Annotated in this window: 14 protein-coding genes and 1 tRNA gene; 7 read left to right on the top strand and 8 right to left on the bottom strand. The window is 44.0% G+C overall.

Annotation, left to right across the window (positions count from 1 at the left end; genetic code table 11):
* The first annotated feature begins 119 nt into the window (after positions 1–119).
* Complete coding sequence (locus BC643_RS10825) at positions 120–1,007, top strand: LysR family transcriptional regulator (protein ID WP_120273100.1); 888 nt, start codon at positions 120–122, stop codon at positions 1,005–1,007.
* Positions 1,008–1,226: 219 nt separating this feature from the next.
* Here the strand turns inward: BC643_RS10825 and BC643_RS10820 are convergent, their stop codons facing one another.
* From BC643_RS10820 to BC643_RS10790, 7 genes are all read right to left on the bottom strand, one after another.
* Positions 1,227–2,288 carry a sialidase family protein gene (locus BC643_RS10820; RefSeq protein WP_211338037.1) on the bottom strand — a complete coding sequence of 354 codons (1,062 nt, stop codon included), beginning with the start codon at positions 2,286–2,288 and terminating at the stop codon, positions 1,227–1,229.
* A 236-nt stretch (positions 2,289–2,524) separates the two neighbouring features.
* On the bottom strand, positions 2,525–4,120 hold the full coding sequence (locus tag BC643_RS10815; protein ID WP_120273099.1) for a sulfatase family protein: 1,596 nt from the start codon (positions 4,118–4,120) through the stop codon (positions 2,525–2,527).
* A gap of 149 nt (positions 4,121–4,269) precedes the next feature.
* The gene (locus BC643_RS10810; RefSeq protein WP_120274239.1) at positions 4,270–6,645 is read right to left on the bottom strand and encodes a TonB-dependent receptor; all 2,376 of its coding nucleotides are present in this window, start codon (positions 6,643–6,645) and stop codon (positions 4,270–4,272) included.
* Between the two features lie 168 nt (positions 6,646–6,813).
* On the bottom strand, positions 6,814–7,407 hold the full coding sequence (locus tag BC643_RS10805) for a hypothetical protein (RefSeq protein ID WP_120273098.1): 594 nt from the start codon (positions 7,405–7,407) through the stop codon (positions 6,814–6,816).
* Between the two features lie 222 nt (positions 7,408–7,629).
* Positions 7,630–7,914: a hypothetical protein gene (locus BC643_RS10800; protein ID WP_120273097.1), complete on the bottom strand. Its 285-nt coding sequence runs from the start codon at positions 7,912–7,914 to the stop codon at positions 7,630–7,632.
* A gap of 193 nt (positions 7,915–8,107) precedes the next feature.
* Positions 8,108–9,313 (bottom strand): GTP-binding protein, encoded by a 1,206-nt coding sequence (locus BC643_RS10795; protein ID WP_120273096.1) that lies wholly within the window; start codon positions 9,311–9,313, stop codon positions 8,108–8,110.
* Positions 9,307–10,341 carry a CobW family GTP-binding protein gene (locus tag BC643_RS10790; RefSeq protein WP_120273095.1) on the bottom strand — a complete coding sequence of 345 codons (1,035 nt, stop codon included), beginning with the start codon at positions 10,339–10,341 and terminating at the stop codon, positions 9,307–9,309. The genes BC643_RS10795 and BC643_RS10790 overlap by 7 nt, the downstream gene beginning before the upstream one ends.
* Before the next feature lie 113 nt (positions 10,342–10,454).
* On the opposite strand from BC643_RS10790, the gene BC643_RS10785 reads away from it, so the two are divergent.
* Positions 10,455–10,877, top strand: coding sequence for a Fur family transcriptional regulator (locus BC643_RS10785; RefSeq protein WP_120273094.1), 423 nt, complete (start codon positions 10,455–10,457; stop codon positions 10,875–10,877).
* 74 nt (positions 10,878–10,951) lie between these two features.
* Here BC643_RS10785 and BC643_RS10780 read toward each other — a convergent pair.
* Positions 10,952–11,024 (bottom strand) — tRNA-Gln (locus BC643_RS10780).
* 793 nt (positions 11,025–11,817) lie between these two features.
* On the opposite strand from BC643_RS10780, the gene BC643_RS10775 reads away from it, so the two are divergent.
* From BC643_RS10775 to BC643_RS10755, 5 genes are all read left to right on the top strand, one after another.
* Positions 11,818–12,414: an RNA polymerase sigma factor gene (locus tag BC643_RS10775; protein ID WP_120273093.1), complete on the top strand. Its 597-nt coding sequence runs from the start codon at positions 11,818–11,820 to the stop codon at positions 12,412–12,414.
* Between the two features lie 81 nt (positions 12,415–12,495).
* Positions 12,496–13,536 (top strand): FecR family protein, encoded by a 1,041-nt coding sequence (locus BC643_RS10770; protein ID WP_120273092.1) that lies wholly within the window; start codon positions 12,496–12,498, stop codon positions 13,534–13,536.
* 87 nt (positions 13,537–13,623) lie between these two features.
* Positions 13,624–16,998, top strand: coding sequence for a TonB-dependent receptor (locus BC643_RS10765; protein WP_120273091.1), 3,375 nt, complete (start codon positions 13,624–13,626; stop codon positions 16,996–16,998).
* Positions 16,999–17,010: 12 nt separating this feature from the next.
* Entirely contained in the window at positions 17,011–18,747 is a 1,737-nt protein-coding gene (locus BC643_RS10760) for a RagB/SusD family nutrient uptake outer membrane protein (RefSeq protein ID WP_120273090.1), read from the top strand.
* Between the two features lie 21 nt (positions 18,748–18,768).
* Positions 18,769–20,235 carry a PKD domain-containing protein gene (locus BC643_RS10755; protein ID WP_120273089.1) on the top strand — a complete coding sequence of 489 codons (1,467 nt, stop codon included), beginning with the start codon at positions 18,769–18,771 and terminating at the stop codon, positions 20,233–20,235.
* Positions 20,236–20,466 lie beyond the last annotated feature (231 nt).

Here is a 20,466-nt window from a genome sequence, read left to right as displayed (position 1 = left end):
CTTCAATTGTTTATACGTTAGGGGATTAGTTTTGCACAGGTTGGTAGCGTGTTGGTAATTCAAAATTACGGCTTATATTTGATAATTATAAATACCAAATTTGTCAATAAATAATAACTGTGAGTTATCAAATTGAATTAAGGCATTTGCGTTATTTCCAGGTTTTGGCTGAAGAGCTGCGCTTTCGGAAAGCTGCCGAGCGCCTGTATATTTCGCAGCCCGGGCTAACACGGCAAATAAAGCAAATGGAGGAGTTGTACGGTGTTCAATTGTTTGAGCGCACGAAACGTAACGTAGAACTGACACCTGCAGGGCGGTTTTTGAAGGAGGAGGTTGATTTCATTTTTAACCACCTGAATATGGTGCAGCACCATTTGGAGAGTATCGGGATGGGGAAGGAAGCTGAGCTTCGGATTGGCTTCATCGGATCGGCGGCGCAAAAGGTGATTCCGGATTTATTGCTCAATTTGAAGCAGCAGTTTCCGGATATTCAGGCGGTATTGGAAGAAATGTCGAATAGTCTGCAATTGGAAATGTTGCTGAAGCACAAGCTCGATCTGGGTTTTGTACGTATGCCGAATGTGCCGGCAGGAATCAAAAAACGGCAGGTTTCTGAAGAATCTTTTGCCGTGGTTTTGCCGGAGAATCATCCGCTGAATAGCGATAATTTTGAAAGCCTGACCCAATTGAAGGATGAGCAGTTTATCCTGTTTTCGAGTGAATACAGTTCATACTACTACGATTTGATCATGAGCATTTTTGAGGATCACGGCTTTCAACCCAAGGTGCCGCACAAGTCGGTGAATGCTTTGACGATTTTCAAGTTGGTGGAAGAGGGGATTGGCGTTGCGATTGTGCCAAGTTCGTTGCAGGAAGGCTATAATTTGAAAATTAAACAAATTCCGCTGGATAAACTTCGTCAGCGAACCGGTTTGTATGCTGTTTGGAAGGAAAATAACCGGAATCCGGCACTGAAGAATGCTTTAAAATCGTTGACTAAAGAATAAAAAAGAGGCTGTCTAAAAAGTCGGAAGAGTTCTTCCTAAACTATCAAATTGTAAGTCCATTTAAGTTACTGACCTCTAAATCCCCTGAAGGGGACTTAAAGCCGCCCCTTTAGGGGAGGTTTGGAGGGGTAGAATTAGCAAGAGCTTACAAATTGTAAGTCTAAATTTCTCCTTGTCGACTTTTGGGACAGCCTCTTCTTTTATGTATCGGGCAATAAATTATTCTTCGTTAAAACGTAATTGGACGTGTTTGATTTTTGACCGGTTGTAGGTGTAAGTGATGTGCAGGCTGCCATCCTTCGCCTGGATGATTGCCGGGTAGCTGAACTCTCCTTTGAGCTGGTCTTCCAGATCGTAGATTTTCTCCCAATTTATGCCGTCTTTCGAGGCGTACAGGTAGAGCTTGTTCCGGCCCATTTCCCACGACTCGCCACTTTTCATCGGGTTATTCACCAGGAAGTACCATCCCGAAGTAGTTGAAACGGCATCGATGCCCGAGTTCGGGTGAACGATTTTGGTTGGGCTAACTTCCGACCAGCTGAGGCCATCATCGTCCGACCAGCTTTGCATAATCACATTTTGGTTGCTCCGTAGTAAAGCCTGAATTTTTCCGTCGGGGTGAACCAGTAGTGTTGGTTGAATGACTTTTATACTATCATTCGCGGGAATATCAATTTTTGTCCAGGTCTGTCCATTGTCGGTTGAACGCTCGATGTGGGCTTTCCAAAGTTCCGGTGTGTATTCAATACTTGAAGGACTCAGGATAACGCCCGACTTCAAGGTGATTGGTTTGTTGCGAATTGGTCCGAGAATGTTCTCCGGAAGTTTTTCCGGTTGCGACCAGGTTTTTCCTTCGTCAGTCGAATAAGTCGACATTCCCCACCATTCGGTTGGGCTGGGGCCAATTTTGTAGTACAGGTACAAACGGTCGCCAACTTCGAACAAAACCGGGTTCCAGGTTGGGTAGGTCAGGGTGTCGTTCACAAAGCCGTCAGCCACTTTTTCGGGTGCCGACCATTGTCCGCCGTCAACTTTTCGGGTGGTGTAAATGCAAACATCGGTGGCCCGCTCGTGGGTGCCACCGAAGAATGAAGCCAGCAGGCCATCTTTTGTTTCAATAATAGTTGAGGCGTGACATTGCGGAAATGCCGCTGTATCGTACAGGAATTCGGTAGTGACGACTTCCGGTTTTACACCTTTTGCCGATGGTTTCGGACTACAAGAACTCAATGCCATGATGATGAGGCATCCGAAGAGGTAGATTGGAAAATTTTTCTTCATGAAATCAAATTGTGTTTCTCAGATTCTTTTTTGTGGAATAGGTTGCGAATTCTTCAGAAGTAAAAGCTGTAGGCTCCCGCGTCAGTTTGAGAGATCGTAAGAATACTATTTCTTTCAAAAACGCTTAGCCTGATTCACCGATGAATCCTCATATTTTACGATTTCTTGAAGTGCCTTGCCAGGTGCTAAATGCAAATGAAGCATCCCGTTTTGAGCTGTTCTCTATTTTTTGAATTTTACTTTTGTTTCTTCCTTTTTGCACGCGTTTCCAGGTAATCGTTAAGATATTGCTGATCCAGTTCGTCCGAGTCGCCGTATTTGGTGCGTAATTCGGCTAGTCGATTGTGCATCATTTGCTGAATGTCGGCATATTCGGGCTTGCCATACACGTTGTGCATTTCCTGCGGATCGTTTTCCAAATCGTACAGTTCCCACTCGTCCACATCGTAGTAGAAATGCATGAGTTTGTAGCGGTCGGTTGCCACACCGTAATGTCGCTTCACCATGTGTTCGGCCGGGTATTCATAGTAGGTGTAGTAAATCGCATCTCTGAATTCGGTTGTTTCGCCACTGACTAATTTTCGGAACGACTCACCTTGCATGTCTGCCGGAACTTCAACGCCCGCATAATCGAGGAAGGTTGGTGCAAAGTCGAGGTTTTGAACCAGATGTTTGATTGTCGTACCGGCTTTAATTTCCTTTGGATAGCGAATGATTAAAGGTGTTCGCAGCGATTCTTCGTACATAAATCGTTTGTCGAACCAACCGTGTTCACCAAGGTAAAATCCCTGGTCGGAAGTGTAGACGATGATGGTATTGTCCTCGAGTCCTGATTTTTTGACGTAATCCAGAATTTCGCCAACGCCGTCGTCCACCGATTTGATGCAGCGCAGGTAGTCTTTGATGTAACGGTTGAATTTCCATTTGGCCAGCTCCACACCTTCGGGCATGTTGTTCAGAAATTCCTGGTTCTCGCTTTCGTAGGCAGCCATCCAGTTGGCTCGCTGTTCGGGGTTCATGCGTTTCAGGAAAGGGACAAAATTCGTACTGTCGCCATTGGGATCGACAATGAATTTGAAGTCGTGTCCCCACATCATGTCGCGGTTAATTTCCATCTCCTGCTCTTTGGCCGCAGATCCCCGGTCCGAGTAATCATCAAAAAAGGTTTCGGGGAGGTCGAAAGTTTTGTCATCGTACAAATTCACATATTCCGGTGCCGGCAACCAATTGCGGTGCGGTGCTTTCTGGTGGACGAGCAAGCAAAAGGGCTTCTCCGGATCGCGTTTCGTTTCCAGCCAGTCGAGGGCTGTTTCGGTGATAATGTCGGTCACATATCCTTCTTTTCGCACCCGCTCACCTTCAACCAGAAAAACGGGGTTGTAGTAGCTGCCTTGTCCCGGAAGAACCATTGAGAAATCGAATCCCTGCGGAATGCCGTCCATGTGTATTTTACCAATCATGGCCGTTTGGTAGCCATTGGCTTGAAGTAATTTCGGGAAGTTGTCCTGATCCCAGTTGAAGGCATGCACGTTGTCGACTTTGCCGTTAATGAAGCTGTGTTTGCCGGTTAAAAGGACAGCCCTGCTCGGTGCGCAAAGTGAGTTCGTTACACAGGCCCGGGTAAATAAAGCTCCCTCATCCGCCAGACGGTCAATGTTTGGTGTTTCGTTCAATCCGTAACCGTATGAACTTATAGCCTGGTAGGCATGGTCGTCGCTCATGATGTAGATGATATTCGGCTGCTTGTTTTCTGCCTTCTTTGGAGCAGAACAGGAAGAAACCAATATTACAGCTAACATCAGCGAAAGTAGAGAAGTGATATTTTTAGTCATAGAGGTGGATTAAGATGGTTAAGGTTCGTGTAAGATAATCAATTTTCGGAAGAGATCATTTTGAGTGAAGTTGGTGAGCTTTTAAAAAAAAGCTGCCGGTCGCATCAAGAGTTTGAGCAACCGGCAGCACGGGAATCATGGAGGGAAGACTAATCGAGTATATTTCCGATTTTTATTCCGAAGTAAATTGTTCGTGGCAATGAGGGTCCATAGATGTAGCCGGGATCGCGGTCAACCCCGGTGTCAAAGTCTTTTTGGTAGGAGTTGAAAATGTTTTTCATTCCTCCGAATACTTGTAGTTTGCTTCCGTTTAAGTGGATGTGGTAGCGAACTTTCATCCCAAAATCAAAAAACGCATCCGATTCGCGTAGCTCGCCCGCTTCCGGATCGGCAATTTGGTTTCCGAAGTAAGGGACGAGCATCTTTCCGGTATAGTTTGCAGATGAAGAAAGTCCGAGGTCATGCAGTAATTTTACATCGAGCGAGAAATAGCCATAATTGTTTGGTGTCCGGAAGAACTTGGTCTGGTCGAACTCCTGAGCTTCCTCGTATTCACTTTTTTGAATGGTAAAACCCGACTTAAAGGTGATTACTTCTGACGGTACGAGGTTTAGTTCGAAGTTGATGCCTTTAACTGTTGCGCCGCCTTCAGCGTTGGTACGGGTGTAAACAACAACTCCGTCTTCGTCCGGTGTCCCGTACTCGTTGACAAAGGCATCATTTAGTTTGGTATAAAATGATTCGGCCAACAGTCCAAATTCTACTTTTCCCAAGCGCTTGTTGAAATCCAGTGAGGCCATGTAGCTGTAACTGGTTTCCTGCTTTAGATCAGGATCATTTTCGTGGATCACCTGGCGTGAACCGGATGTCTCGATATGCAAATCCTCGTCGAAGACCTGGGGAGCACGGTACCCTTGCGAGTAGCTTAAACGTCCCTGAAGAAACGGTTTGAAATCATATTTCGCGGTCAAACGGGGACTAAGCACGTTGCCCGATTTCGCACTCCCGTCAGTTGCGAGATCTTCAATTTTATAATGATCGAAACGGGCACCCAGCGAAACATTCAATTTGGCCCAGGTAATTCCGTATTGGGCAAAGATGCCGAGAATGTTACTCCTCTGATCGGCAACAATGGTGTTTTCAGTATGCGGAATAGACACAATTTCGCCGTCCACGATCTCTGCATTGTCGATGTCCAGGTAGCCCAGTTTTTTGTCTTTCAGCCATTCTTCGCGGTTTTCAATACCTCCGATCAGCGTCGACCGTCCAAAACTTGCGTTGTATTGAGTTCCGAGGTTGTAAGTAAAACCTTTGGTGTTTCCGTAATCTGCCAGCGATTGGTTTGCCCCGTAGTACGAGTCTCTCAGCACGCGCTGACCCGAAAAGTACACCGACCACAGATCGGTCCCGCGAACAAATTGTTCCCAGGTGAGCGCTCCGGTAGTGATATCGTGGTCAACGGCTTCTGCGATATTAGCTTCGTGCTTGGGATAATCAAAACGGTCGCCACCCCTGCGGTTTTCTTTAATGTTGAAGAAGTCGGCCGAGAGTTTACTATAGATCCCAAATCGGTGGTAGAGGCGGGTTCCGAAAGTCGTATTTTTCATTTTCGCCAGCTCGGAGTAGCCGTCGCCATTCGCGTCGAAGGGTTGCCGATCCCTGTAAAAACCATAAATGGCCATACCCGACTTGTTGTCGTCGGAAACGACCGACGCATTGGCATTCACCGTGTAGTCCTGCACGGGGTCGCCCGATCCTTTCAGTCCAACTCCGGAAGCTCCTCCGTTGATCCCAAACTCGTAGGTATTGCGAATCGGGTCTTTCAGAATCAGGTTGATCGTGCCGGCAATGGCGTTACTGCCGTATAGTGCAGAACCTCCACCGCGGACAACTTCAATCCGTTCCAGCATATTTGAAGGGATGAGTTCCAGTCCGTAAACACCGGCCAACCCGCTGAAAATTGCGCGGCCATTAATCAGGATTTGCGAATACGGCCCTTCCATTCCGTTCATCCGAACCTGGTTGAAACCGCAGTTTTGACAGTCGTTTTCCATACGCAGACCGGGACTGAAATTTAAGCCCTCGCTAAGCGTGACCGCGTTTGTTGTGGTAAATAATTTCGGCGTTATCGTGTTCACAATAACTGACGATTCGCGTCGATTCTTTTCATTGCGGTCTCCTGTAACAACAACCTCGTCGATACCCAGAATATCTTTTTGCAAATCGAAGTTAACTTCCTGGGTTTGCCCTGCGGTGACCGTGATTTCTTTTTCCTGCGGTTGGTACCCAACAGAGCGTACTTTCAAAATAAGCTTCCCTTCAGGCAGGTTGATCAGTCGGTAGTGTCCGGTTTCATCGGTGGAGGTACCAATGGTTGTTCCGCTAATTGAAACGGTTACAAAAGGCAAGTGTTCTCCGTCGGAAACGACGTGCCCGACGATGTTGGAGTCCGATTTAGCTTTCTGAGCCCAAAGGCTTGTGGTGGTTGTAATGAAGATGCAAAATAAGAATATTAGTTTTTTCATTTTTAAGCGTGTTTTTGTGTTGATTTTTTTGTGTGATGCCATTTCTTTTTTCGGCAAAAGATCCCCTGTTTCGGAACCAAAAAGGTTCGAACGAAAGAGAATCCAAGCGCCTGGAAATCGTTTTTGAGGCGTTCTGAATCTTTTATCTTTAAATCTGATTTTTACTTTCTAGTCCGTCGATTTTTCGATCAATATTTGGTTTAAGTGAAAAGTGTCACCCTCTCGTTGAAGCAGCGATTTGTCATCGGCGAATTGATCGGCAATCAGTCGACCGGCATTGGAATTTTCACCCACGGTGTTTAGCAGATTGGTTAAAGACAACGGAATGATTGGCGAGCTGTCGTTGATACTGATGAAGTAATTCGTCATCTGTTTTTGCCGAACGCGAGTCATTCTCGATGTCCAGACTTTAACCGTTTGCCAGCTCGTGTATTCATAGATGTTAAAGTAGGAACTGTCGCGGAGCAGGTAAGCTTTTTCGTTCCAAATGCGATAGATTTGATCATCGCAGTTTTCAAAGGCATAAACCTGGTTGATCGGAATCCTGATCTTTTCGTTTTGTTGCCGAATGAAAACATAAGGACTTAGAAAGAAGTTGCTGACCCGGATCGCGCTTTTCCCGGATGCGCAATCGACCGGCTCGGTTATTTTTCCGGCCTTGAAATCAGCGATGTTGAGATACAGGCCGTTGATGCCTGTTTGGGCCTTGCTGGTGCAGAATAATGCCAGCAAGATAAATATGGTTAGAATTTTCTTTTTCATGAGGTGTAGTGATTTTGGTTTTTTCAACTAGTTGCAATGGTTTCTGAGTTTACAGAACTCTGGTACTGGTGCACAAAGAATACACGATGCCCAACAAAAAGTACGCAGATTTCCGTTTGGAATATCTCATCACATTGACGTTTTTTCGATCAGTTTGAATAAACGTGATCGTTGCTTTGGTTGCCAAAGTGGCAAGCAGAATGCCTGATTTACAGATCGATTTTAAACGGGAGGAGCGCGCAGCGGCGGGAGCGACAGCGGCGTGGTTCCCCAATGCACGACGAATGTTGAGGACGTGCACTCAATACTTTGAACCGAAGGTGCGGATACAAACAACTCGTACGTTCCGCTTTCCCATATCAGGTGATTCAGGTATTTTACAAAGGTTAGTTCTCCCTTGGAGTGGCTATGTTTTTTGAATGGTTCGTCGTTGGCGGACGACTCGGGCCAGTAGGGATGCGAGTGGCTGATGATTGTTCCGTCGATCCGGTGGGCATGATAGAACATAGTTATCCCACTGTAATACCATAGAAATAACAGTAATACAGAATATTTTACAAATGGGGTGCTATGTCTGTGAATTGCCATGTTTATCGTTAACAATGTTATTGTAAATATTGGCCCGCAACAATCCCTAAAAGTTGGGATATTTAGTATTTAAATTCGTTCGCCTATGCGTCGACCTTCAATTTTAGTTTCGTTATTGGGGCCACTCATCTTTAAAAAGCTTCGGATTTTGCTCCATTTGTGCGATTTCCGCTTCGGTACACAAACATTCTTCCAGTTCGGCAATGATTTCGCTTTTGTCCATATCCTGGCCAATCAATACCAGCTCGTTTTGCCGGTCGCCGAAGCGTTTGCTCCACCGGCTCATGATGAATTCTTCGTTGGCTTGAAACGCCGGGTTCATATTCCGGTCTTTAAGGGGTAGTGAGGCCCACCAAACGCCCGCATTTTGGGAAGTCGACAACAGACCGGCCTGGCTCCATGAAAAAGCATGGTCAGGGCGTGAAGCGATCCAAAAGAAGCCTTTGCTGCGTAGGATGGTGTTCGACCAGCGATTGTTGATGTATTTCCAGAAACGTTCCGGATGGAAAGGTTCCGGACGTCGGAAAACAAAGGAACTTACACCATATTCTTCCGTCTCGGGGGTGTGTTCTCCTTGCAATTCTTTAATCCAGCCTGCCCCTTGCGATGCTCGTTCAAAGTCAAACATACCGGTGTTGAGGATTTCACTGGTTGGAATTTGCCCGTGGTAGGTTGGAATGATTTTGGCTTCAGGGTTGAATTTTTGGATAATCTCTTTCAATTCGTTCATTTGCTTGTCAGCAACAAGGTCAGACTTGTTCAGCAAAATGACATTCGCGAATTCAATCTGATCTACCAATAGGTCAACAATCGTTCGTTCATCATTGGTTCCGTCGGCTTCCATTTCACGATCGGCGATCGAATCGAGTGACAGGAAATCCTTCGCAAAATTCACGGAATCAACTACGGTAACCATGGTGTCCAGGCGAGTCAGTTTCGTCAGGTCCATTCCCAGTTCATCAAATGCATAGCTGAAGGTTTGTGCTACTGGGAGTGGTTCCGATATTCCGGTACTCTCAATGAGCAGGTAGTCGAACCTCCCGTTTTGTGCGAGTTTGTGTACTTCCTGCACCAGGTCGTCGCGGAGCGTGCAGCAAATGCAGCCATTGCTCAATTCAACGAGCTTTTCCTCGGTGCGCGAAAGAACAGTTTCTTTCTCAACCAACTGACTGTCGATATTAACTTCACTCATATCGTTTACAATCACGGCTACTTTCAAATTTTCGCGGTTGTTAAGAACATGGTTAAGGACAGTGGTTTTTCCGGCTCCCAGAAAACCGCTGAGTACGGTCACCGGTATTTTCGATTCGTTTAACATGTTGTTTGTGTGTTTTCTGTTACTACTAGTTTGTATAAATTGTCTTCCAGTTTATCCCGATCGATGTTTTTACCGATAAATACCAGCTTGCAAAAATGTGTTTCGTCTTCCCGGTTGGTCATTGGCTCGAGCACGAAATTGTCGCGCACCGCCTGGAAAACCATCATCTCGTTAGTCCCATCGAAACTGATGAGTCCTTTGATTCGGAAGATGGTGTTGCGGTTGAAAAACAGGAAATTCTTTATCCAGAAAAGGAAGGTTTCCTGCTTGAAACTGCCGGGAATAATAAAGCCCTCTGAGTGGATGTTGTGTCTGGATTTTGTGTCGCCGTTTTTTTGCAGAACCGATGTTTTTTGTAGTTGGGTATTGCGCAAAAACGACACTTCCCTGAAATTCATTACGCTGTCTTCCACGTTTTTTGACCGATAGGAAAATGAGTTCAGAAGCTCCAGATTCTGAATGTTTGCATGTTGTACGGTCCTGGTTGTCGCGGTCGGGTTAATCAGTGCGATACTTCGAAATACAGCATTTGCATAGTCGGGATTTACTTCGTCGGATTTGTTCAGGAGTACCACATCGGCAGTGGCCAGTTGTTTCCGGATTTCGGGATACTCATCAATCAGGTCTTCGAGGTTTTGTGCGTCCGCTACGCATACGACACTGTTCAGCTCAAAACTTTGCTGAATGGCGGTCGAGTTCAGAAAGGGCTGAATGACCGAGTCGGGGTCGGCAATGCCGGTAGTCTCAATCAGCAGATGGTCAAATTGGCTTTGGGCAGATAAAAGGGTTGAAATTGTTGCATAGAATCCGTCTTGCAGCGAGCAGCAAATGCAGCCGTTTGACAGCTCGAAGAGATTCTCGCTGGCATTGACAATGAGGGCACCATCTATCCCAATTTCGCCAAATTCGTTTTCGATAATCGCAAAACGAAGATCGGAATGCTGCTTGATTAGTGCATTCAACAGGCTTGTTTTCCCTGCTCCAAGAAATCCTGTTATGATGGTTACCGGTATTCGTTTTCGCGGCATTTCAGAAATAATAAATGAAACAATGTTGCAAATAAAATGAAATCATTTCATAAAATGCAACATTGTTTCATTTATTTAACGTATTTTTATTCTGAAATTGAAAATGATACCAAATGACACCTTCAGATATCCTGGAACTACATCATATTCGGAAGACATTGCCACGAATGGCCATTATTGAGGTTTTACAGGAAAGTACGGCGCCGCTGTCGGAGGCGGATATTAAGCAGGGAATGGGAAAATTGTACGATCGGATCACCTTTTACCGGAATGTTCAGACCATGTTGGAAGCTGGTATTCTACACCGGATAATTATTGACAATACGCAGGTGAGATATGCGTTGAATCATTGTGATGAACACCATTGCCATCACCAGAATCACCTTCATTTTTATTGCAAGAAATGTAATGGAGTTACCTGTTTGGATGCTGTTCTGGCAGCCAGTCAGTTGGTTCCCGAAGGTTACGAAGCTGATGAAATTGAGGTCCTGATTCAGGGAACCTGCAAAAACTGCAAGGAGTTGGAGTCGGCCTGAGAGCAGTCTGAAAATAGCAGAAATCACGAAACCATGAGAAGCGAAAAAGCAGCCCGTTTGAGCTGCTTTTTTTGTTGACCTGCCTGGGCTCGAACCAGGACTCTTCAGGACCAGAATCTGACGTGTTGCCAGTTACACCACAGGTCAATTTTATAAGTCTTAGTTTGTATTAAAACTGTCGCCAAATTTAGAGTTTTCAAGCTTGACCCTTCGCTTTCTGATAAATTTATTTTCTTCGAATAGTGCCCCAATTCCATTGTATTCTATCAAATAGATAGGTACGGTCGCTATATAGAAACGGAAAGATTATGGCTTATGATCTGCAGCCCGGAAAACGAATAAAGGAAACATACAGCCACATTGCTTGGGGCATGAGGAAATCCCAGATTTTTAGCCAATAAGAAATCTTTTGGGTGAGCGTCTTGCAGTAAGTTAGAAAAAGAATTATGTATTGTTCAAAGCCAAAGGACGACTCTAATAACGGCTATTAAAGAACCGGATTATATCCGGTTGACAACAGGTGTCTTGGGTAACCTAAATAAAGACCACATTAACGATCTTGGCTTGAGAAAAAATATTTTTGTGCCCGGATGCTGGCAGTGCCGATAAATGGGCTGAATAGGCTGAAGGGACGAATGCATTTGTTGATCGATAGTTGGAAGATTTTTCGGTAAGGACTGACTTGGCAGATTTAGCTTAAATGGAAATTTGGTATTCGCGGTGAAGGCAAAATTCAGTTGTCAGGTTAAGTATAGACCTTTTTAGATACTCTTGAATAGTTGTCGTAATGATTGGGTTTCATTACTTAACGAAATAGAAAGCTTGACCTTGGTGCTTGGAGGCTTATTCTTTTTTATTTACTTTGATGTTTACTTAACAAACTAATCGGTATTTACCGGTGTACTGTCTGTTATCCGCAGTATTGTTTAATCGGATTAAGATGCGGGGAGAAATAAAAGAAAAAGAACTAGTTGATGGATTAAAGCAGGGCGACAAGAAGGCATTTCAGCTTTTGTTTGAACTGTATTCGAAGCGAATTTTTGCATTTGCTAGAGGGTATTTAAAGTCCAAAAGCGAGGCCGAAGAAATTGTGCAGGATGTGTTCGTTAAGGTTTGGAATGCAAGGGAATCAATTAATACAGAGCTGTCTTTTAAGTCTTATCTATTCAAAATTACCTACAACTGTATTCGTGAATATTTTAATAAACAAAGTCGTGAAAATCGTTATAAACACGAGATTCTTGATTATGCCATCGAATTCGACAATCGAACAGAAGAACGCATTGACTACAAGTCACTGTTGGATTTAGTAGAAGAAAAGATTGCACTGTTACCACCACGGCAACGCGAGGTAATCTTGTTAAGTAAAAAACAAGGAATACCAACCAAAGAGATTGCTGAACTATTGGAAATATCTCCCAGAACTGTAGAAAAACACCTGTCCGAAGCGCTAAAACAATTGAAGAAAGATTTAAGTGAAGACCACGTTGCTGGCCTGTTATTCTATCATTTATTTCTTGATCCGAAAAAAAAGTAAAAAAAATTACTTCTGACTACGTAGTTTTTCTTTCCCGTCCATATTACTTATTGTAGGCCTTTAACTTTTAGCCTGAGCAATATGGAAGACCTGAAGAAAATACTGGACAACTTTTTTAACGGGAAATACACTCGAAAAGAATATTTTTCAATTCAACGTGAATTTGAGAAAGAAAAGGCTGACGAAAATTTCTTGTCTGCGTTGGAACAGCAATGGCAAACAATTGATGATGATGACAAAGACTTCCCCCTTCTGAAAAGCTGGAACAGTCTTGTCTACCGTCTTGAACTTAGCCCTGCAAGCAAACGGCGCCAGCTGAATTATTTGGTCTGGTTACAGCGCGCTGCCGCAATTCTTTTCATCCCCTTGGCAATAAGCTTCCTGTTATATTATATTTCTTCGAATATTGGCCAGTCGGCAGAGGAAAGCTGGGCTGAGATAATCTGCCCTCCCGGGGTGCGTGCCCAGTTTCATTTGCCGGATGGATCATCTGGTGTTCTAAACAGTGATTCAAAACTGAAATATGCTGTCAATTTTAGCTCGAACCGGAAAGTGGAATTAGTAGGACAGGCCTATTTCGAGGTTGTAAAAGACAAAAAGCATCCCTTTAATGTTACTACAAGTCAGCTGAATGTAGAGGTGTTAGGAACCACTTTTAGTGTACTTGCGTATCCTGATGAGCAGAGTGAGGAAGTGGTATTGAAAACCGGACAGGTGAAAGTGTTGGATACAAACCTCAAGCCTTTGACACTTTTATCTCCCGACCAGCAACTAGTTTTCGATATAGCGAACAGCCGGTATGTTAAGAAGGAGGTTGATGCCAGCGCCCTGGTGTCGTGGATTAATGGGAAACTGGTGTTCCGTAACGAGCGTTTCGAAGATATCGCAAGTCAAATTAGTCGTTGGTATCATGTAGAGATCGAAGTCGTTGGGCAAAAATTGAAAGACTACAGGTATTACGGCACTTTCGAAAACGAATCGTTGGACGAAGTTCTGCGTCTGATAAAACTAACAGCACCAATAAAATACCAGGAGGTTGAACGAGTGAAACAACCCGATGGCACATTTTCAAACCGTAAAATTATTCTAATGACAGATGAAAGAAGGATAGGTGATTTTTAACTAAAAAATGGGAGGTGCTACCAACACCTTCCCATTTGTAAAGCAGTCAAAACAGCAAAAAATTTAACTACTTAATCGTTCAAATTTATGAAAAAAAATCGAATGGCTAGGGGTAATACCCGAGGCTTGTTAAAAGTATTGAAGATTATGAAACTCAGTGTGTTTCTTGTACTGGTTTTTGCCCTGCAAGGCTTTGCAGGTAAGTCCTATTCGCAGCGAACTCAGCTGACTCTCCAACTCAATAATGTTAAGGTACTTAATGTTCTTAATGAGATTGAAAATTCAACGAAATACTATTTTCTATTTAATAAAGACCTGATAGACGTCAACCGGATTGTGTCCGTTTCCGCAAATCAGGAAGAACTTGAGTCTGTATTGAAAGATTTGTTTGAAGGAACAAATGTAAGTTTCGTTATTTCGGATAGGCAAATAGTACTCACAACAGAAGGATCGAATAATTCACAGCAGGAAGAGAAAAGAAAAGTGACAGGTAAAGTAACCGATTCGTCGGGAGAACCTTTACCCGGGGTGACTGTAGTGGTGAAAGGCACAGCACAGGGAGCAATTACAGATATGAATGGTAATTATAACATTACAGATGTTCCGGGAAGTGCAGCATTACAATTCTCTTTCATCGGCTTGGAGTCACAAGAGGTTTTGGTCGGCAACCAATCGATAATCAACGTGACCATGCAGGAAGGATTGGTAGGTATTGATGAGGTTGTTGCGATTGGTTACGGTACCCAAAAAAGAGCTACTGTTACCGGTTCTGTTGTTTCTACAGCTGGTGACGAATTATTGAAAACACCTGAGCCAAACGTGGCAAACTCCCTAATTGGCCGACTTCCGGGGTTGATTACCAATAACCGCACTGGTGAACCAGGATACGAAAGCACCGAGATTTTGATCCGTGGTAGAAGTACCTTAGGCGATAACAGTCCTTTGATTGTTGTTGACGGGGTGGCTGATCGCGCAGGTGGTTTTAACAACATTGATGCGAACGATATCGAGAGCATCACTGTATTGAAGGATGCGTCTGCAGCCATTTACGGATCGCGGGCAGCAAACGGTGTCATTCTGGTTACCACAAAACGCGGTAAAGCCGGAAAACCGATTGTGCGATTAAGTTCGAATTATGGTTTGAGACAACCGACCGTTCTTCCTGATATGTTGAACTCAGCAGATTATGCGGTCGCTTTGAATGAAATTGAAACCGATATTTACGGCCGTAATCCGCTTTACAACGACGAGCAAATTCAAAAGTTTCGTGATGGTTCCGATCCAACAAACTATCCGAATATAAACTGGATGGATGAAACACTTCGTAATGTTGCGCCTCAAACACAACACAATCTATCAATTAGCGGTGGTGCAGAGAAAGTGAAATATTTTATCTCGGCCGGTTATCAGTTTCAGGATAACTATTATCACAACAGTGCCAGTAACTACAAACAATATAACTTGAGATCAAACATCGATGTTCAGGCTACCGATTACCTCAAGCTTTTTGTTAATATCTCTCTTCGTCAGGAAGATCGTAATTCTCCGCACTACGGATCCGAAGCAATCTGGCGCTACCTGGTAAAAGGTGACCCTCGTGTAAACATTCGTTGGCCGGAGAACGGACTGCCGGTATTGGCTCCACAGGACGATTTTAACCCGGTGACCTGTGCTGATGGAACAATGGGATACCAAAAAAATAACGCTTCATATGTGAATGCGGATATGGGCTTCAGCTTGGATTTATCTTCTATAACAGAAGGTCTTGCGTTTGATGGTGGAATGTATATTGACCGCTCTGACAACTTTTACAAACACTTTCAAAAAGCATTTTTCTTGTACGGTTACGACGTGAATTCAGATGAATACTTTGCCAGACAATATGGTCCCAGCAATGCGGCATTGAACGAAAGTATGAGCCAAAATTTGGGTATCACTCTTAACGCGAAGTTATCCTACAGCCGAACATTTAATGATGCTCACAACCTGTCTGCCTTTGTTGCTTATGAACAGTATGAAAGTAAGTATGACTATTTATATGGAAGACGCCAGGATTTTGTGTCGACTACAATCGAACAATTATTTGCAGGGGACAAAGAAACTGCACAGAATGACGGTAGTGCGAGTGAAACAGGGCGTATGAACTATTTTGGTCGCGTTGACTACAGCTACAAAGAGAAATATCTCGCTCAGTTCAACTTCCGCTACGATGGATCTGAAAACTTCCCGAAGGGACACCGCTTTGGTTTTTTCCCAGGTGCTTCTATCGGATGGAGAGCTTCGGAAGAAGATTTCTGGAAGGAAAATTTGAGCTTCATCGACTACTTCAAGTTGAAAGCTTCTTGGGGGCAGATGGGTAATGATAGAATTGGTAAATACCAGTTTTTGACCACTTATACTTACGATTGGAATGCTTTGTTGGGCGGAGATACCCCCGTTTCACAAGCGGGTATCAGACAAGTGAGAACGGCAAACCCGAACGTGAGGTGGGAGGTTTCAACCACAAGCAACATCGGTTTTGAAAGTAAATTTTTGAGACATTTTAGCTTGGATTTGGATTTGTTTAAGACAAAAAGAACAGACATCCTGGCAAGTGGAGCGTCGTATGTCCCTCAGTATACCGGACTTTCATTGCCTGCGGAAAATATCGGTGAATGTGAAACTAAAGGTTTAGAAACTGTACTTGGATACAATAAGCGATTTGGAAAATTAGGCTTCAATGCTAGTGCAAACTTTTCGTATGCAAAAAGTGAAATCCTGTATTTTGACGAACCGGCGACTACTTTGGAGTGGCAAAAGCAAACTGGAAAATCGATTGGTGCAGGTTGGGTGCTTTACGATGCAATCGGTATTTTCAGAACTCAGGACGACTTGGATAACAATCCGCACCTGAGTAATGCTAAACTGGGAGATCTTATTTTCCGCGATGTGAACGAGGATGGTGTAATTGACGGTAACGATAAAATCAGACCAGACAAAACAACAACTCCGGAAATCGTTTACGGTTTAAATCTGGGCTTCAACTATAAAAATTTTGGGCTAAGTATGTTGTGGCAAGGTGCGACAAATGTTTGGCAATACCTGTTCTTCGAATCGGGAAGTATCGGAAACTTTACACAAGATTATTTCGACAATCGTTGGACTCACCTCAATATCAATGCAAAATACCCACGTATTTATGATCGGGAGGTGACTTCTACCGCACAGAAAAACACCTTCTTCCTGAAAGATGCGACTTACCTGCGCTTAAAGAATATTGAACTTTCGTATACGTTGCCTGATCGGTTGTTGCAACGCTTACCCTTTAAAGACTTGCGTGTTTACACGAGTGCTTCGAACTTGTTGACTTTTACAGGTCTAAAGGACGTCGATCCTGAAACGACTGAAGGAGGTCAGGGATTTGCAGCCTGGAGTACGCCACAGTCGAGAGTATTTAACTTTGGTTTGAACTTAACCTTTTAATCCGTCATTGAAATGAAAACGATATATAAATACACTTTCTTATTAGGACTAATGCTCTTTTTCTTTGGGTGTCAAGAGGAAGATATATTAGATAAGAGTCCGCTTACCGAGATCTCAGAAACGGATGTTTGGAGCGATCCCGGATTGGTTGAAGCATTTGTAAATGCCCGTTACAATCAAGTTGGGCATGGATGGACTGAGTCGTGGCAAAGTTCTGTCGTTGATGAAACCTATTTGACTTGGTCTCGTGGTTGTGAACCATATACACAGGGTTATGTAAACCCATCTGATTTAGGTCGTATGAACGGCGGATGGTGGGGATGGGATAACCGATCATGGGCAACTGTTTGGGGAAATATCGCCAACTGTAATCTTTTCTTCGAACGTATTGATGAAGTAGAATTTGCTGATGAAACCTATAAGGACCGCTTGGTTGGAGAGGTGACATTTATCCGTGCACTAATGTATTTTGACCTGGTTGCCCGTTGGGGTGGAATGCCACTTATTACCAAATCATATACGTTAAACGATCGCGAAGAATATTTAAGTGTAGCGCGTGATTCGTATAAAGACAACGTTGATTTTATTGTTTCGGAATGCGATAAAGCTGCTGATCTATTGCCTGCTAGTTATGATGGTTCCGACAAAGGTCGTGCTACCAGCGTAGCAGCCTTGGCCCTAAAAAGCAGAATGTTGCTTTATGCCGCGAGTCCGCTAATGAACAAATCAGGTGTCAATCCTTTGGTGGGCTACTCAGCTCCGGATGCAGATCGTTGGAAAAATGCAGCAGATGCTGCCAAAGCGTGTATTGACGCTGCTTTGGACAACGGTTACGCGCTGTATCAAAAATACGACGATGTGAAAGAAAATTACACACAGTTGTTCCTTGATGGTGGTAACAGCGAAGTACTTTTCGATCGTGAAGGTGGTTTGAGTGCCGATGGTGACAACCTGACTGGATTGGATCAAACCAATGGACCGAATGGTTACGGACTGTGGGGTGGAAATACACCAATCTCCGAATTTGTGGACGATTTTGAGATGGCTGACGGAACTAAGTTCGATTGGGATAATCCGGTTCACAAGGCTAATCCGTATGCCAATCGCGATGCTCGTTTGTATGCCACAGTTCTGGCTGACGGAGACCCCTGGAGAGAGAGAAACGTTCAGACTTACCTGATTGCCAATGCTGCAGGTGATATAACCGGAGGTGGAAAGGATACCAAGTACGGCCAGGATAGCTGGAATACAAGTAAATCATCCTACAACGTGCGTAAGTACATGGATGAAACCTATGTGCCCAACAGTTGGAACTTTACGAATCCCAAGAACTGGATTTGGTTCCGTTTGGGAGAACAATACTTGAATTATGCTGAGGCTCTTTATAACCAGGGATTGGAAGATGAAGCCCGGACTGCTTTAAATGTAATTCGCGCGCGTGCAAAGATGCCTGATGTTACAGCTACTGGGGATGATCTGTGGGATGCCATTGTTAATGAACGCCGTGTAGAACTGTGTTTTGAAGAACACCGCTACTATGATGTCCGTCGTTGGTTAATTGCCGAAGATGTACTGAATAGAAATGCAACTGGGGTTGAAATTGTTTTGCATCCTAACGGAACGAAGACATACGAACCCGGTGTTCTTGTTGAACAACGCTTATTTAATGCGCCCGCAATGTATTGGATGCCAATACCGAAATGGGAAATCGACAAAAACGCAAATCTGGAACAAAATCCTGGTTACTAACGATTCAAAAACTCATTTGCAATGAAATACTTTATAAATAACAATATAAAATTAGTGGCGATTGCAATGTTCCTCGCATTGTTTCATGTCGCTTGTCAAGATGATCTGCTTGACCCAACCGGAGACTTTTCTTACGAAGCAAGTTCATCCAATCCACTGGAGTTGTCCTTCATGCCAGCAGGAACCAATGGGGTATCTGCAGCCTGGGATTTTGGGGATGGAGAAACATCGACTTTGGTTACTCCAAAACACATTTTCGCCGCAGGTGGAGATTATTTAGTTACGCTGACAATCACTGGTGAAAGTGGATCACAAGCAGCAGTCATTCAAAAATCAGTTCATGTACAGTCACCTAATCCTACTGCGAAAATCACATTTGTGGTCGATGGACAGACTGTAACATTTGCCGGTACAACAACTTATACGACAGCAGTTGTTTGGGATTTTGGAGATGGTGAAACGTCAACAGACGAAAATCCAACGCACACATACGCTGCAACCGGTACTTATACGGTTACATTAACGGCTACCGGAGAAGAAGGAACAACTGAAGCAGTGGCAACAAAGACTGTTAATCTGGCGGATCCTGTTCAACTTGTTTTGCTTGAAGGAACGATCATTGGTCATTCCGGATCGTGGGATAATGTGAATGGTTTGATTGATGCTGCATTTGATGGTGACTTTAACACTTTTGTCGATGCACCAGGTCCTGAAGGATGGGTAGGCTACGATTTTGGTGATGGAAATAAAGCGAAACTCGGACTGGTGAAATTCGCGCGTAGAGATACCGAGGAAAGCTGGGGAGTTGATCGCCTGGTAGGAGCCGAAATCAGAGGGTCAAACGATCCGGACTACCTGAATACCTACGATGTAATTTATACCATTCCTGAAAGACCGTCAAAACTCGAATTTACAGAAGCTGAGGTAGCACCGGCTACTAACTATCGGTACATTTACCTTTACACAGCAAACGGATACTGTAATGTCGCAGAACTGGAATTCTGGGGAGAAATGATTACCGGAGAAACCACACCTTCAACAGGAGTGCTGGTGGAAGGTGATATCATCGGTCACCCAGGGTCGTGGGATAATGTAAATGGATTAATTGCAGACGCATTCGATGGTAACCTGTCAACCTTTGTTGATGCACCGGATGCCTACAAATCTACCGGGTTTGTTGGTTACGATTTTGGATCAGGTAACCAGGTACAGCTTACGTCCTTCAAATATGCCCCTCGTGACGAGCAATGGAAAGGTCGTGTTGTTGGTGCTGAGATACGTGGATCGAATGACGAAACTATCTTAACAGATCCGGCCAGTGCAACTTACGAGACGTTGTATACCATTACCGAAACTCCGGTAGTGGGAGTATTAACATCTGCAGAGGTTTCAACAACAAGTGCTTATAGGTTTATATACTATTACACAGCTCCTGATGGCTACTGTAATGTCGCAGAACTAGAGTTCTACGGTCTTATGAATCCATAGATTCTTGAATAAAAGCATAAAACTATACGCAAATAGCTTTTTATAAATTGAAAAATGCATGGGCTCTTTGTAGCCCGTGCATTTAAATTAAAGATAGAAAAGGTATCAATTGGAGGGATGAACATGCAAATTACCCTCGAGTACTTTTATTTCAATTGTCACGAAAATGATGAGCCGATATTTACAGAAAGTTAGAGAAATACTGAGCCACCTGTTAAAGCATCTGAAAGT

It is taken from the genome of Mangrovibacterium diazotrophicum, assembly GCF_003610535.1.
Classification (GTDB): Bacteria; Bacteroidota; Bacteroidia; order Bacteroidales; family Prolixibacteraceae; genus Mangrovibacterium; species Mangrovibacterium diazotrophicum.
This window is presented reverse-complemented; position numbering and strand designations above follow the sequence as displayed.

Excerpts from the sequence above, each read along its gene's own strand:
- BC643_RS10815 (WP_120273099.1), bottom strand. The coding sequence starts at position 4,120 with ATGACTAAAAATATCACTTCTCTACTTTCGCTGATGTTAGCTGTAATA.
- BC643_RS10785 (WP_120273094.1), top strand. The coding sequence starts at position 10,455 with ATGACACCTTCAGATATCCTGGAACTACATCATATTCGGAAGACATTG.
- BC643_RS10760 (WP_120273090.1), top strand. The coding sequence starts at position 17,011 with ATGAAAACGATATATAAATACACTTTCTTATTAGGACTAATGCTCTTT.
- BC643_RS10765 (WP_120273091.1), top strand. The coding sequence starts at position 13,624 with ATGAAAAAAAATCGAATGGCTAGGGGTAATACCCGAGGCTTGTTAAAA.
- BC643_RS10795 (WP_120273096.1), bottom strand. The coding sequence starts at position 9,313 with ATGTTAAACGAATCGAAAATACCGGTGACCGTACTCAGCGGTTTTCTG.
- BC643_RS10800 (WP_120273097.1), bottom strand. The coding sequence starts at position 7,914 with ATGTTCTATCATGCCCACCGGATCGACGGAACAATCATCAGCCACTCG.
- BC643_RS10820 (WP_211338037.1), bottom strand. The coding sequence starts at position 2,288 with ATGAAGAAAAATTTTCCAATCTACCTCTTCGGATGCCTCATCATCATG.
- BC643_RS10770 (WP_120273092.1), top strand. The coding sequence starts at position 12,496 with ATGGAAGACCTGAAGAAAATACTGGACAACTTTTTTAACGGGAAATAC.
- BC643_RS10805 (WP_120273098.1), bottom strand. The coding sequence starts at position 7,407 with ATGAAAAAGAAAATTCTAACCATATTTATCTTGCTGGCATTATTCTGC.
- BC643_RS10790 (WP_120273095.1), bottom strand. The coding sequence starts at position 10,341 with ATGCCGCGAAAACGAATACCGGTAACCATCATAACAGGATTTCTTGGA.
- BC643_RS10755 (WP_120273089.1), top strand. The coding sequence starts at position 18,769 with ATGAAATACTTTATAAATAACAATATAAAATTAGTGGCGATTGCAATG.
- BC643_RS10775 (WP_120273093.1), top strand. The coding sequence starts at position 11,818 with ATGCGGGGAGAAATAAAAGAAAAAGAACTAGTTGATGGATTAAAGCAG.
- BC643_RS10810 (WP_120274239.1), bottom strand. The coding sequence starts at position 6,645 with ATGAAAAAACTAATATTCTTATTTTGCATCTTCATTACAACCACCACA.